This is a genomic window from Micrococcus sp. NPDC078436 (assembly GCF_040702705.1).
In the GTDB taxonomy this organism is placed as follows: domain Bacteria; phylum Actinomycetota; class Actinomycetes; order Actinomycetales; family Micrococcaceae; genus Micrococcus.
In genome coordinates this window covers 123,504-137,468 of sequence record NZ_JBFBLX010000003.1, presented here as the reverse complement: position 1 = coordinate 137,468, position 13,965 = coordinate 123,504, and the positions used below count along the sequence as shown (strand labels likewise).

General features: G+C 73.7%; 12 protein-coding genes. 5 read left to right on the top strand and 7 right to left on the bottom strand.

Features of this window, described 5'->3' with window-relative positions; translation table 11 throughout:
• Positions 1-126 precede the first annotated feature (126 nt).
• The 4 genes from AB0302_RS03215 to AB0302_RS03200 all read right to left on the bottom strand — a co-directional run bounded on the left by AB0302_RS03215 (position 127) and on the right by AB0302_RS03200 (position 4,196).
• Positions 127-579: a GntR family transcriptional regulator gene (locus tag AB0302_RS03215; protein ID WP_366370509.1), complete on the bottom strand. Its 453-nt coding sequence runs from the start codon at positions 577-579 to the stop codon at positions 127-129.
• A gap of 10 nt (positions 580-589) precedes the next feature.
• Positions 590-784 carry a methionine/alanine import family NSS transporter small subunit gene (locus AB0302_RS03210; protein WP_248117941.1) on the bottom strand — a complete coding sequence of 65 codons (195 nt, stop codon included), beginning with the start codon at positions 782-784 and terminating at the stop codon, positions 590-592.
• 3 nt (positions 785-787) lie between these two features.
• Positions 788-2,464: a sodium-dependent transporter gene (locus AB0302_RS03205; RefSeq protein WP_366370508.1), complete on the bottom strand. Its 1,677-nt coding sequence runs from the start codon at positions 2,462-2,464 to the stop codon at positions 788-790.
• Between the two features lie 109 nt (positions 2,465-2,573).
• The gene (locus tag AB0302_RS03200) at positions 2,574-4,196 is read right to left on the bottom strand and encodes a CvpA family protein (protein WP_366370507.1); all 1,623 of its coding nucleotides are present in this window, start codon (positions 4,194-4,196) and stop codon (positions 2,574-2,576) included.
• Positions 4,197-4,358: 162 nt separating this feature from the next.
• On the opposite strand from AB0302_RS03200, the gene AB0302_RS03195 reads away from it, so the two are divergent.
• The gene (locus AB0302_RS03195; RefSeq protein WP_248117936.1) at positions 4,359-5,036 is read left to right on the top strand and encodes a Crp/Fnr family transcriptional regulator; all 678 of its coding nucleotides are present in this window, start codon (positions 4,359-4,361) and stop codon (positions 5,034-5,036) included.
• A gap of 54 nt (positions 5,037-5,090) precedes the next feature.
• Here AB0302_RS03195 and AB0302_RS03190 read toward each other — a convergent pair whose 3' ends face one another.
• Genes AB0302_RS03190 through AB0302_RS03180 form a run of 3 tightly spaced genes read right to left on the bottom strand, consistent with a single transcriptional unit; the run spans position 5,091 to position 6,656 of the window.
• Complete coding sequence (locus AB0302_RS03190) at positions 5,091-5,954, bottom strand: NUDIX hydrolase (protein ID WP_298712600.1); 864 nt, start codon at positions 5,952-5,954, stop codon at positions 5,091-5,093.
• A gap of 37 nt (positions 5,955-5,991) precedes the next feature.
• Positions 5,992-6,483, bottom strand: a complete 492-nt coding sequence (locus AB0302_RS03185; protein ID WP_248117932.1) for a RidA family protein — start codon at positions 6,481-6,483, stop codon at positions 5,992-5,994.
• Between the two features lie 5 nt (positions 6,484-6,488).
• The gene (locus AB0302_RS03180; RefSeq protein ID WP_248117929.1) at positions 6,489-6,656 is read right to left on the bottom strand and encodes a DUF4177 domain-containing protein; all 168 of its coding nucleotides are present in this window, start codon (positions 6,654-6,656) and stop codon (positions 6,489-6,491) included.
• A gap of 68 nt (positions 6,657-6,724) precedes the next feature.
• On the opposite strand from AB0302_RS03180, the gene AB0302_RS03175 reads away from it, so the two are divergent.
• The 4 genes from AB0302_RS03175 (at position 6,725) to AB0302_RS03160 (ending at position 13,910) form a co-directional block, all read left to right on the top strand.
• On the top strand, positions 6,725-8,905 hold the full coding sequence (locus AB0302_RS03175; protein ID WP_366370506.1) for a transglycosylase domain-containing protein: 2,181 nt from the start codon (positions 6,725-6,727) through the stop codon (positions 8,903-8,905).
• Positions 8,902-9,882, top strand: a complete 981-nt coding sequence (locus AB0302_RS03170) for a metallophosphoesterase (RefSeq protein ID WP_366370505.1) — start codon at positions 8,902-8,904, stop codon at positions 9,880-9,882. The genes AB0302_RS03175 and AB0302_RS03170 overlap by 4 nt, the downstream gene beginning before the upstream one ends.
• Before the next feature lie 75 nt (positions 9,883-9,957).
• Positions 9,958-11,943 (top strand): ABC transporter ATP-binding protein, encoded by a 1,986-nt coding sequence (locus tag AB0302_RS03165; RefSeq protein ID WP_366370504.1) that lies wholly within the window; start codon positions 9,958-9,960, stop codon positions 11,941-11,943.
• Positions 11,940-13,910, top strand: a complete 1,971-nt coding sequence (locus tag AB0302_RS03160; RefSeq protein ID WP_298712589.1) for an ABC transporter ATP-binding protein — start codon at positions 11,940-11,942, stop codon at positions 13,908-13,910. The genes AB0302_RS03165 and AB0302_RS03160 overlap by 4 nt, the downstream gene beginning before the upstream one ends.
• The last annotated feature ends 55 nt before the right edge of the window (positions 13,911-13,965 follow it).

Below are 13,965 nucleotides of genomic sequence, written 5' to 3'. Positions count from 1 at the left end.
CCTGCGGAGCACAGACGAGCCCTGCGACGTGGCGCCCATCCGGAGCGGATGGGCACCACGTCGCAGGGCTCGTTCGTCGTGGCGCTCAGGTCTGGTGCGTGGTCAGGGTCGCGACGCCGCGGCGCCTCAGCCCCGGGCGGCGGCGGCCAGGCGGACCTGCTCCACGGCGTCGGCGGGCGTGAAGCCGAGGCGGCCGACGACCTCGTCCACGAAGCGGCGTGCTGCCTGTCGGGCCTCCTCCCTGCACCCCTCCGCGGACGCCGCGACGAACGTGCCCGCGCGACCGCGGGTCTCCACGGCCCCGCGAACCTCGAGCTCCTTGTAGGCCTTGGCCGCGGTGCCCGGGGCGAGCCCGAGCTCCCCAGCCAGCGTGCGCACGGGCGGGAGGCGGTCGCCGCGGGCGAGGAGACCGCGGGCCACGGCGTCCACGACGGCGTCCACGAGCTGCGCCGAGGCGGGATGCGGGGCCGAGCGGTCGACCGACAGACACGGCAGGGACGGCGCGGCGACACGCGAGGGCGGGGAGGCCGCCGTGGCAGCCTCCCCGCCCTCGCGGTGCGCAGGGGTGCGCGAGGTCATCCGGCGTGCATCAGACGCGGTGAGCGGGGGCGTCGTCGTCCACCGGGGCTCCGAACGCCTCCTCGTCGGCTGCGTCCCAGGCCTCGTCCGGAAGGTGGCCGGAGGTCTCGTCCGGGTGCCGCACGAGGTGGATCATCGCGACGACCAGACCTCCCCAGACCAGGACGATCGCGAGGGTCATCATCATGATGGCGGCGGTGCTCATGGCTCAGTGCTCCTTCCGGACGGCCCGGGCCGCCGCGTCGACGGATGGGTCCGTCGTGTCCGTGCGGACCACGGGGATGGCGCCGGTGGGCGTGGTGCCGGCCGGGACCGCGTGGGTCGGGATGAGGTCGCCGTGGATCTCGTTCTCCACGGGCTCTTCATAGAGGTTCGACTTCTTGGACCACGGGATCAGGGACAGCAGCACCGCGAAGGCCACCGAGCCGAGGGCCAGGCCCCAGCCGTACTGGCCGAGGAAGTCGCCCGGGTAGTCGCCGTAGCCGTCCCGGATGGTCTCCATGATCCAGGAGAGCCAGATGTAGGAGAGCACCAGGGGCATGACCACGCCGATCAGCAGCGTGAAGATCCCGCCCACACGGAACGAGGAGACCGCGTTGAGGTGGGCCACGATCCGGCGCGCCGAGCCGAGGACGGCCGTCACCACGAGCACCGACATGAGGGCGGCGCCCACGATGCCGAAGTTGTTGGCGAAGGCGTCCATGGTGTCCAGCATGTAGAGGCCCGTGGTGGTGGAGAACAGTGCGAGGGACACGACGGCCGAGAGGCCGACCACCACCAGCACGGTGGTCCAGCGGCCCCAGCCCAGCTTGTCCTTCACCGCCGAGACCACGACCTCGAGGATGGAGATGAGCGAGGTGAACCCCGCGATCACGAGGGAGCCGAAGAAGAGGATGCCCACGACGGGGCCCATGGGGGCCTGGGAGATCAGCGTGGGGAACGCGACGAAGGCCAGGCCGATTCCGCTGGCCACCACCTCGTCCACGCGCACGCCGGAGGCCTGCGCCATGAAGCCCAGAGCCGAGAACACGCCGATGCCGGCGAGGATCTCGAAGCCCGAGTTGGACAGGCCGACCACGAGGCCGGAGCCCGTCAGGTTCGTGCGCTTCTTCAGGTAGGACGCGTAGGTGATCATGATGCCGAAGCCCACGGAGAGGGAGAAGAAGATCTGCCCGTAGGCCGCGATCCACACGCCCGGCTCGGCCAGGGCCGCCCAGTTCGGGGTGAAGAGGGCGTCGAGGCCCTGCGTGGCGCCCGGCAGGGTGAGGGCGATGACGACCAGCACGAGGAACATGACGATGAGCAGCGGAATGCCGATCATGGAGGCCAGCGCGACGCCGCGGCGGATGCCGAAGCCCATCACGAGGATGAGGATGACCCACACCGCGAGCATCGGCCAGAACACGCCGGGCACGATGTCGAACGAGGGCTGCGGGGCGTCGGCCACCTGGAGGTAGGTCCCGTTGAAGAAGCCCTCGGGGTCGTCGCCCCACGCCTGGGTGAGGGAGAAGCCCGTGTAGCGGATGGACCACGCGATGATGGCCGCGTAGTAGATGCCGATGACCACACAGATGAGCACCTGCCACCAGCCGATGGCCTCGGCCCAGCGGTTCAGCCGGCGGAAGGCCAGGGGCGCCGAGCCCCGGAAGCGGTGGCCGATCGCGTAGTCGAAGAACAGCAGCGGGATGCCAGCGGTGAGGAGCGCGATGAGGTAGGGGACGACGAAGGCGCCGCCGCCGTTCTCGTACGCCACGTAGGGGAAGCGCCAGATGTTGCCGAGGCCGACCGCCGAGCCGATTGCCGCGAGGATGAAGGCCCAGCGGCCGGTGAACTCCTCACGGGACTGCCGCGGTGCGGCGTCCGTGGCGGAGACGGATGTGGACATGGGGGACCTCCGGGGAAGGACGGGGTGCAGATGTGATCGACCACACAATACGACATCGTCCGATGCGTGGGAACCCGCGTCCAGGATGCAGACGCGGCGGGGGTACGGGTCAGCCCCCCACGACGCACTGCCCCGCGGAGACGGTGGAGCTCAGGCTGGGCGCGACGGCCACCGTCCGGGCGATCGCGTCCGCCGTGAGGGCGTAGCCGATCTGACCCGGCCCCGGCGCGCGGGCGAACACGAGGCCGGCGAGCGTGCCGTCCTCCGCCACCACGGGCCCGCCGGAGTATCCGTGGCGGATGTCCGCCTCGAGGGTGTAGACGTCCACCGCGGAGACGGCGCCGCCGCCCACGGCCTCGAGCGGGACCTCGCCCACGGCCTGCACGCGGGCGGCGGTGGTGGCGAACGGGCCGCTGTCCGGGTAGCCCATGGCCGTGGCCGTGTCGCCCACGCCCAGCTCCGCACCCAGACGCGCCACGGGCAGCTGCGCCCCGTCGACGGCGAGCACCGCGAGGTCCCGGGCCGTGTCCAGGAGGACGACGCGTGCCGCGTACACCCCGCGGTCGCGGTCGAGCACGGTGGGCGCGGGGACGCCGGCCACCACGTGGGCGTTGGTGAGCACGCGGTCCGGGGCGATCGCCACTCCGGAGCCGCTCTGGACCTGCGCGCAGGCCGTGGCGGTGCCGGTCAGGCGGACCACGGAGCGGGACACGTCCGCGGCCGGCGCCGGCTGCGGTGCGGCGGCCGGTCCGGACGGGCGGGCAGCCGCCGTCGTCGGGCTCGACGCCGCGGCGGCCGGTGCGGGCGCGGAGGTGGCCGGGTCTGCGGGCGCGTCCGGCTGGGAGCGCGACGGTGCGGCGGCCGGCTCGGGCGCGCCGGGCTGGGACGCGCCGGGCTCCCCCTGCGCGGGGGTGCGGGGGAGCGGTGTGGGCCCCGCTCCCGCCGAGTCGTCGGCAGACGTCGGCGACGTGGCCGACCCCGGCTCGCCCGGGGTGCCCGCGTCGCCGGGGGTGCCGGCCTCGCCGGGCCGGGCCGCGCCCGGGGTGTCCGCAGGGGCCGCGCCGCCGGACGGCTCACCACCGGGGGCCGCGGCCGAGGAGCCGGGAACGGCAGCGGCGTCGGGGCCGCCGGACCCCGTGGCGCCGGAGCCGAGCGCCGCGGTCACGGGCGGCAGGTCGGGCGCGTCGGCGTCCTCGGCGGGTGCGGGCAGCTCCACCTCGGGGAGGCCGTCGAGGCCGGCGACCGCGGCGCGGGCGCGGGCCGCCCACGAGAGAACAGCGTCGGGCATGGCGGCGTCCACCGTGGTGAGCACGCGGGACCGGGCGACCTCACGGGTGACCGCGGTGTTGCCCAGGGCACCGAGGGAGAAGGAGAGGAGGCCCATCACGAGCGCGGCCACGAGCACCGACGCCAGCGCGCCGAGGAGCCGGTCCACGCGGCGCAGCACGGGCGGACCGATGCGCAGGCGCAGCTGCGCGCCGATCGCCGCGCCGACGTACTGGCCCGAGGCGACGAGGGCCACCACCGTGACCAGGGTGAGCACCCACCGCCAGCCCGTGCCGGTGGCCCACTGGGAGACGACGGGCACGGCGAGGAAGGCGATGAGCGCGCCCGCGATGAACCCCGCCAGGTTGCCCAGCACGACGCCGAGGCCACGGCGATGGCCCTGCACGAAGAACATGACCAGGAGCACGAGCAGCACCGCGTCCAACCAGGTCAGGCCGAAGATCATCCCGTGTCCACTCCTCATCCTCTCCCCGCGCGGAGCGTCCGCGTCGGCAGGCGCCGTGGGGGACTCCAGGGTATCGGCAGCCTCGAGGGGCATGGGGCACAATGGACCGGACAGACTTCGGCGGCACGCCGTCGGGGTGAGACAGGCAGAGGAAGGACGCACATGGATCTCGAGGTTCTGCGGAAGGCCCCGCTGTTCACTCACCTGGACGACGAGGTGTTCGCCATCCTGACCTCCGAGCTGACCGAGGTGGAGCTCTCGCGCGGCTCGTCCGCGTTCCATGAGGGCGATCAGGGCGACCAGCTGTACGTGATCATGTCCGGCAAGGTGAAGCTCGGCCGGACGGCTCCAGACGGGCGCGAGAACCTCGTGGCCGTGCTCGGCCCCGGTGAGATCTTCGGCGAGATGGCCCTGTTCAACCCCGCGCCGCGCAGCGCCACCGCCACCGCGGTCTCGGCCGCCCGCCTCGCGGGCCTGCGCCACGAGAACCTGCGCCGCGCGATCGCGTCCTCCCCCGAGGTCTCCCTCCAGCTGCTCCAGGCCCTCGCCCAGCGCCTGTCCAAGACCAACGAGTCCCTCGCGGACCTGGTCTTCTCCGACGTTCCGGGCCGCGTCGCGAAGGCGCTCCTGGACCTGGCGGACCGCTTCGGCCGCCCCGCGGCGGACGGGCTCCTCGTGGCCCACGACCTCACGCAGGAGGAGCTGGCCCAGCTGGTGGGCGCCTCTCGCGAGACCGTGAACAAGGCGCTCGCCGAGTTCGTGCAGCGCGGCTGGATCCGCCTCGAGAACCGCGCCGTCGTGATCCTGGACCTGCAGCGCCTGCGCCAGCGTTCGCGCTGACCCGCACCGCACACACGAGGGGGCCCGCCGAAAGGCGGGCCCCCTCGTGTGTGCTCAGTGCCGCCCGGTCTCCTCGGCGTGCATCCACAGGCGGCCGCTGCCGTCGTCGGGCTCGGTGACCACGGTGCGCTGCGGGATGGCGCCCCGCCCCACCCCTTCCGTGAGGGAGAGCAGGAAGGCGGCGGCCGTGCGGTGGGCGGCCACACGCCGCAGCAGCGCCTGGGTCATGGGCGTGGAGACCTGGTCGAGGCGCACCGTGCCCGCCTCGCCGAGCCAGCCCTCCGGACCGGGCAGGGCCACGGGCCCCTCGAGGATCCGTCGCGCGGAGCACCAGCCCCGCTCGCTCGCGCCGGCGGCCGCCTCCGACGCGGTCTGCTGCGGCGGCAGGGCCGCGGCGAACACCACCGTGTCGAAGCGCCGGTGGCTGTGGAGGGCGGACTGCCAGCGCTCGAGCGGGCGCAGCAGGTCGGCGCGCAGTCCCAGACCGCGGGAGTCCAGGAGCGAGGGCAGTCCCGCCTCCCCCTGCTCGAGGGAGGCCCGTGTCCCGCCCCAGGAGCGGCCACGGGGCTGGAGCACGATGTCCCCGTCCGAGCGCCCCGCCAACAGGACGCCGGTCTCCTCGAAGAGCTCGCGGACCGCGGCCACCACGTGCTGGCGGGCGCGGCGCCGATCCGGGATGCCGAGGCACGCGGACCAGCGCGCGGGCTCGGGCCCGAACCACCGGCACGTCTCCGCGTCCGAGGTGGAGAGCGAGCCCCCGGGAAGGCCCACCCGCCCGAGGGGAGTGTTCCCCGTCCGGTGGCGCAGCAGCACCTCGGGCCCGTCCGTCCCCTCGCGCACCATCACGACGGCGGACGCCGGACGGGCGGGGCGCACCTGCCGGAATCGCTGGGCGAGCCACTGGCGGGTGAGGTCCACGTCCTGATCCGGGACGGGGACCCGCCGCGCGGCGGCGTCAGCGGACGCGGACAGTGATCTCGACCTCCACGGGCGCGTCCAGGGGCAGCACGGCCACGCCGACGGCGGAGCGGGCATGGCGGCCCGCGTCGCCGAAGATCTCGGCGAGCACGTCCGAGGCGCCGTTGATCACGCCGGGCTGACCGGTGAAGTCGGGGGCGGAGGCCACGAAGCCGACCACCTTGACCACCTGGACGACGCGCTCGAGGTCGCCGACCACCTCATGCACGGCCGCCACGGCGTTCACCGCGGCGACGCGGGCCAGCTCGGCGGCCCGCTGCGGGTCCACCTCCGCGCCGACCTTGCCGGTGGCCGGCAGGGCGCCGTCCACGAAGGGCAGCTGGCCGGAGGTGAGGACGAGGTCCCCGTCCCGCACGGCGGGGACGTAGGAGCCCACGGGGGCGGCGACGGCGGGCCGGGCGAGGCCCAGCGCGGCGAGCCGGTCCGCCGCGGTCCCGGAGCCCCAGGAGGGGCGGTCGGGCTCGGTCATCGGGCTCACGCGGCCTTGGGGCGCTTGAGATAGGCCACGGGGTTGGCGCCCTCGGGGCCGGGGATCACGGCCACGAGCTCCCAGCCGTCCTCACCCCACTGGTCGAGGATCTGCTTGGTCGCGTGGATGAGGAGGGGGATGGTGGAGTACTCCCACCGCGTGTGCTGGGTCATGGGACCAGCGTAGCGAGCACGCGTCCCGCCCGCAGGGCGGCCCAGCCACGCGGGATACACTTCCCGCCATGGCGTCCCGCAAGTCCCCCCTCCCCGCTCGCTCCAGCGTCCTCGGACGGATGCTGGCGTACCTGGGGCTCTCCGCTCTGGCGGGGCTGCTCGTGGCGGGGCTGATGCTGCCGGCCGTGAGCCTCGCGGGCGCGGGCGCGGGCGTGGGGCAGGACATGCTGGACCGGATGCCGGACGAGCTGCCCACGGAGCCCGTCTCGGTCCCCTCCACGATCGTCTCGGAGGACGGCCAGGTGCTGGCCACATTTTATGCGGAGAACCGCACGCCGGTCACCCTGGACCAGGTCTCGGACCACATGGAGCACGCGATCGTGGCCATCGAGGACGCCCGCTTCTTCCAGCACGAGGGCGTGGACGCCCGCGGCCTGGTCCGCGCGGCCGTGCACAACGCCACCTCGGACTCCACCCAGGGAGCCTCCACGCTGACCCAGCAGTACGTCAACCAGCTGCTGATCAACTCCCAGCAGATCCGCGGCGACTCCCGCCTGACCATCTCCGGCAACAAGAACGTGTCGGACAAGGTCAAGGAGATCAAGCTCGCGGTGGCCGCGGAGAAGCAGATGTCCAAGGAGCAGATCCTCGAGGGCTACCTCAACATCACGCTCTTCCAGGGCCGCGCCTACGGCGTGGAGGCCGCGTCGCAGTACGTCTTCGGCAAGCCCGCCGCCGAGCTGGAGAGCTGGGAGGCCGCCACCCTGGCCGGCATGGTCCAGTCCCCCACCGGCTACAACCCTTCCCGCAACCCCGAGGGCACCACGAACCGCCGGGACACCGTGCTGCGCGCCATGCGCAACAACGGCTACCTGAGCGAGGAGGAGCTGCAGCACGCCCTCGCCCAGCCCCTCGAGGTCGTGATGAAGGGCGTGCCGTCCGGCTGCCTCAACGCCGAGTTCGGCGCCTACTTCTGCGACTACGTGGAGCGCCAGGTCCTGGCCGATCCCACCTTCGGACCCGACGTGCTCTCCCGCCGCGCCCTCCTGGACCGCGGCGGCCTGACCATCCGCACCACCCTGAACACCGAGCTGCAGAAGTCCGCCGAGGACATCACGCGCCGCGCCATCCCGAACGACGAGGCCTACGGCGCCGGCCAGGCCCTCGTGTCCCTCGAGCCGGGCACGGGCAACATCCGCACGATGGCGCAGAACACCGAATACGCCATCAAGGACGAGCTGGGCCGGACCACGCTGAACCTCAACGCGGAGCGCGAATGGGGCGGCGGCGCCGGCTTCCAGGCCGGCTCCACCCTGAAGCCCTTCGTGGCGCTCGCGTGGCTGCGCAACGGCAACCACCTGGTGGACACCGTGGACGCCTCGCGGAACCTCTACCCCGCGGGGACCCGCTTCCAGGCCTCGTGCCGGCCCGGCGGGTACGTCAGCATCGGCACCGACTGGAACATCAACAACGTGGTGGACGGCCTCGTGAAGCGGGACCGCATCGACGAGGGCATCTTCTGGTCCGTCAACACGCCGACCGTGGCCACGGCCTACCAGATGGACCTCTGCGACATCACGAACCTCACGACCCAGCTGGGCATCCGCCGGGCGATCGACGGCTCCCCGCTGCAGCCGGACGAGCCCACCTTCCTACTGGGCTCGGACTCCGTGGCACCGCTCTCCCTCGCCGGGGCCTACGCGGCCCTCGCCGCGAACGGCCTGTACTGCGAGCCGCGCGCGATCCTCGAGGTCACGGACACCACCGGCAACCAGTACGACGTGGGCGAGCCGACCTGCACCCAGGTCGTCGCCCCCGAGCACGTGGCCGAGCTGACCCCCGTTCTGCGCCACCACGCCGGCTACAACCTGGCCCCGGACGGCGCGGGCTACGAGTTCGCCGGCAAGTCCGGCACCAACAACAACAACTCCTCCACGTGGTTCGTGGGCTACACCACCGAGCTGGCGACGGCCGTGTGGTCCGGCCGGTACACCAACCTGAAGTCGATGATCGGCGAGACCGTCCGCGGCCAGAAGCGCGACGTCTTCTATGGCACCACCTTCAACGGCCCGTCCTGGCTCGAGTTCAACCAGCGCGCGAAGGAGATCTACCCCCCGGGAGAGCTCCCCGAGTACTCCGGACCGCAGTCCGAGGACCCCAGCGAGGAAGGTCCGCACCCGGACGGCATGGACTTCTTCGTGGAGGACATCCAGCGTGGCGGCGCGGACCCCGAGAACGTCCCGGAATGAGCACCGTGGACCTCACCCGGGGCCGTGGACGGCGGCTCGTGCGCACCGGCGCGCGGGTCGCCGTCGGCGCGGGCACGACGGCGGCCCTCGGCCTGGCCTGGGGCCTCGCCGAGGCCGAGGCCCGGGTGGTGCGGACGCACACGCTCGCGGTCCTGCCCGCGGGGGCGCGGCCGATGCGCGTGCTGCACCTCTCCGACATCCACCTGCTCCCCCGGCACCGCGCGAAGCTCGCGTGGCTGCGCGGGCTCGTGGACCTGGAGCCGGACCTCGTGGTGAACACGGGGGACACCATCTCCGCGGCGGCCTCCGTGCCGCTCGTCCTCGACGCGCTGGGCCCGCTGCTGGACATGCCCGGCGTGTTCGTCCCCGGGTCCAACGACTACTACGCGCCCAAGCCGGCCAATCCGCTGCGCTACCTCCGGGGGCCCTCCCGGATGGAGGCCGGGCGGGCCGAGCTGCCGCACGGCGAGCTGTTCGGCGCCTTCCGTGCCGCCGGGTGGGCGGACCTGACCAACCGGGGGGCCGTGCTCGAGCTGGGCTCCGAGGGTGGCGTGCCGACGCGCATCGCGGCCGCCGGCACGGACGACCCGCACCTCGGCCTCGACGCGTGGCCGGGCTTCCCGGAGGAGGCCGCGGCGCCGGCCGGTGCGGCGGCCCGTCCCGACGACGGCGTCCTCCGCCTCGGCGTCACCCACGCCCCGTACCGGCGGGTGCTGGACGCCATGACGGCGGACGGTGCCGACCTGCTGCTGGCCGGCCACACGCACGGCGGGCAGGTGTGCCTCCCGTGCTTCGGGGCGATCGTGACCAACTGCGACCTGCCCCGCTCCCAGGCCTCGGGCGTGTCCACGTGGACCGCGGCGGGGCGCACCGTGCCCCTCGAGGTGTCCGCCGGGCTCGGCTCGGCGCCGTCGGCACCCGTGCGGTTCGCGTGCCGGCCCGAGGCGGTCGTGCTGGACCTCGTGCCCCGGGTCTGAGCGGGACCCTCCGAACCGCACCTGCCTGGGGCGATCCCGCCCTGTGAGGTCCGCCGCCGCCGGTAGAGTGCGCGTGTGACCCGCACCTCCTCCGAGCCCCTCCCCCTGCGCGACGCCCTGCACGGGGTCGCCCCGTACCTGGAGGGCGTGCGCGGCCGCTGGGTGGGCGGGCTCCTCGCCGCTCTCGCCGCGGGGCTCGTGGCGCTGGCCATCCCCCAGGTGATCCGCGTGCTCGTGAACACCGTGTTCGCGCACTCGGCCCCCGGCGTCCCGGGTCCCGCGGACCCCGCTGCCGGGGTGTGGTGGGCGGCGCTCGCCCTGGGCGCCCTGGGCCTGGCAGAGGCGTTCTTCATCTGGCTGCGCCGCTTCTTCATCCTGCCGCCCGCCGCGGACGTGGAGAACCGGGCGCGGATCAGCATCTACCGGCGGCTGCAGCGCCTGCCCGCGAGCTTCCACGACGCGTGGCCCTCCGGCCAGCTGCTCTCGCGCGCCCAGGCGGACCTCTCCCTGCTGCGCCGCTGGATCGCGTTCGGGTCCGTGATGCTCGTGGTGGAGAGCGTGACCATCGTGGTGGGCCTCGTGCTGCTCTTCACCATGTCCTGGCAGCTGGCCCTGCTCTACCTCGTGGCCGCCGTGCCGATCATGATCCGCTCGTTCCGCTTCCGCAACGACTTCCGCGCCGCCTCCCGCCTCTCCCAGGACCAGGCGGGCGACCTCGCCACCACGGTGGAGGAGTCCGTGCACGGCATCCGCGTGCTCAAGGCGTTCGGCCGCGGACCCGACGCGCTCGAGGGCTTCCGCGGGGAGGCGGAGACCCTGCAGGGCACCGAGGTGCACAAGGCCGCGGTGCTCGCCCAGTTCACGGGCCTCGTGGTCGCCCTCCCCGAGGTGGTGCTCGGCGTCGCGCTGGCCCTGGGCGTCTACCTCGTGGCCGTCGGCGACCTCACGGTCGGCGCCCTGGCCGCGTACTTCGCCACCACGGCCGTGCTCTCCCGGCCCATCGAGGGCATCGGCCAGCTCATGGGCATGACCCTGGCCGCCAAGACGGGCATCGACCGGCACCTCGAGGTCATGCGCACCCCCGTCGCCATCGCCTCGCCGACCGGCACCGACGCCGCCGAGGAGCAGGCCACCTCGCGCGCCGTCGCCTCCTCGGAGGCCACCTCGGCCGTGGTGCTGGACGGGCTGCCGCCGTCGTCGGGCCGTCTCGCGTTCCGGCACGCGCGCTTCGCCTACCCGGACACGCCCGCGGACGCCGCGCCCCTGCTGGCCGACGTCGACCTCGAGCTCGTGCCCGGGGAGACGATGGCGCTCGTGGGCGTGACCGGCTCCGGCAAGTCCACCCTCGTGCAGCTCGTGCCGCGCCTGCAGGACGTCACGGGCGGCGCCGTCGAGGTGGACGGGCTCGACGTGCGGGAGTATCCCCTCGAGGAGCTGCGGCGCCGCGTGTCCATCGCGTTCGAGGACGCCACCCTCTTCTCCGACACGATCCGGGCGAACGTGCTGCTCGGCGCGCCCGCGGAGGCGATCGCCGACGGCCTGGACTCCCCCGCCGCCGAGGCGCTGCTGGAGACCGCGCTGGACACCGCGCAGGCCGGGTTCGCGAAGGACCTGCCCGAGGGCGTGGACTCAGAGATCGGCGAGGAGGGGCTCAGCCTCTCGGGCGGCCAGCGCCAGCGCATCGCGCTGGCCCGCGCGATCGCAGCCCGGCCGGCCATCCTCGTGCTCGACGACCCGCTCTCCGCGCTCGACGTGCGCACCGAGGAGGCGGTCACCGCCCGGCTGCGGCAGGTGCTCGCCGGGACCACGACCCTGATCGTGGCGCACCGGCCCTCCACGGTCGCCCTCGCCGACCGCGTGGCGGTGCTGGAGGACGGGGTGATCATCGACGTCGGCACGCACGCCGAGCTGCTCGCCCGCTCCGCCGCGTACCGCGACATCATCACCACGGGCGCGCAGGCCGACCGCACCCTCGAGCGGCTCGCCGACGCCGGGGACGCCGCTTCCCATGCCGACGCCGCCGGTTCCCACGCCGCCCCGACCACGGAGGACGCCCGATGAACCCGCAGGATCCCCGAGCGCAGGCGCCCGGCACGGCACCGGATCGCCCGGCCGACCGCGGCGTGACGGGCCCCGACACCTCGACGCTCACCGTGGTGGACCCGGCGCAGGCGGCCTCCCTGCGCGTCGTCGGCGTGGGCGGGGAGGAGTCCCTCGAGTACACGCCCGAGGAGCGTCGGCACGTCCGCCGCCGCTCGTGGGCGCTGCTGCGCCAGCTCGCGGCGCCCGTGCGGGGCACGCTCCTGCTCACCGCCCTGCTCGTGCTCGTCTCCAACGCGGCGCGGGCGGCCGTGCCGCTGATCATCGCGTGGGCCATCGACCGGGGCCTGCCCCAGGTGGTCGAGGCCGTGCGCACGGGCGCGGACCCGTGGCCCGTCGTCGTCCTGGTGGGCGGGGTGTACGCCCTGACGGGCCTGACCGCGGGCGTCCTGCTGGGCGTCTACCAGTGGCTCACGGCCAAGGCGAGCCAACGCATGCTGCTGGCGCTGCGCGTGCGGGTGTTCCAGCACACGCAGCGGCTCTCGCTCGGCTTCCACGAGACCTACACCTCCGGCCGGGTGATCTCGCGGCAGACCTCGGACCTCGAGGCGCTCCGGGAGCTGCTGGACCAGGGCGTGTCCTCGCTCGTCTCGGGCGTGCTGTTCATGGTGTTCACGTCCGCGTCGATCGTGTTGCTGGACGCGCCGTCGTTCCTGGTCCTGCTGATCGCGTTCGTGCCTGTGGCGATCGCGGTGCGCTGGTACCAGGTGCGCTCCGAGGAGGCCTATCGCCGCTCCCGCGTGTCCTCCGCGCGGTCCATCGTGCACTTCGTGGAGACCATGACGGGCATCCGGGCTGTGCAGGCGTTCCGCCGCGAGCGGGCCAACGACGCGAAGTACACCCGACTGGCCACCGCCTACCGGGACGACATGGTGGAGACGCTGAACCTCTTCGGCGTGCTGCAGCCCGTGCTCGTGGTGACCGGCAACCTCACGGTGGTGGCGCTGCTGGTGTTCGGCGGCCTCCGCGTGCTGGCCGGCGACCTCGAGGTGGGCGTGCTCGTGGCGCTGCTGCTCGCCGGGCGCCGCGTGTTCCAGCCCATGGAGATGGTGGCCATGTTCTACTCCTCGTTCCAGTCCGCGGGCGCCGCGCTGGAGAAGGTCTCGGGCCTGCTCGAGGAGGAGCCCGCCGTCGTCGAGGCCGCCCAGCCGGCGCTGCTGCCGGGGGCGACGCGCCCCGGCGAGGGCGTGGCCTCCGGGCGCATCGAGTTCCGCGACGCCGTGTTCGGCTACGGGCCGGAGAAGGTGATCCTGCCCGAGTTCAACCTGACGATCCCGGCCGGGCAGACCGTGGCCGTGGTGGGGCAGACCGGCGCGGGCAAGTCCACCCTGGTGAAGCTGATCGCGCGGTTCTACGACCTGACGTCCGGCTCGCTCACCCTGGACGGCGTGGAGCTGAAGGACCTGGCGAGCCGGGACCTGCGGCGCAACGTGGTGATGGTGACGCAGGAGGCGTTCCTGTTCTCCGGGTCCGTGGCGGAGAACATCGCGCTGGGCCGACCGGGGGCGTCCGAGGCGGAGATCCAGGCGGCGGCGCGAGCCGTGGGCGCGCACGAGTTCATCCTCGCGCTGCCCGAGGGGTACGACACCGACGTGTCCAAGCGCGGGGGGCGGCTGAGCGCAGGGCAGCGGCAGCTGGTGTCCTTCGCGCGGGCGTTCCTCGCGGACCCGGCCGTGCTGATCCTCGACGAGGCGACGTCCTCGCTGGACCTGCCGAGCGAGCGCCTCGTGCAGGACGGCCTCGAGCGGCTGCTGGGCAACCGCACGGCGCTGATCATCGCGCATCGGCTGAGCACCGTGGAGATCGCCGACCGCGTGCTCGTGGTGCACGACGGCCGCATCGTCGAGGACGGCAGCCCGGCGGAGCTCGTGGCGCAGGGCGGCCGGTTCGCGGCACTCCACGGGGCGTGGGAGGACTCGCTCACCTGACCGATCCTCTCCCCTCCGGAGGCGGACACTTTCGATCGCCCGTGCGAAGCCGGTC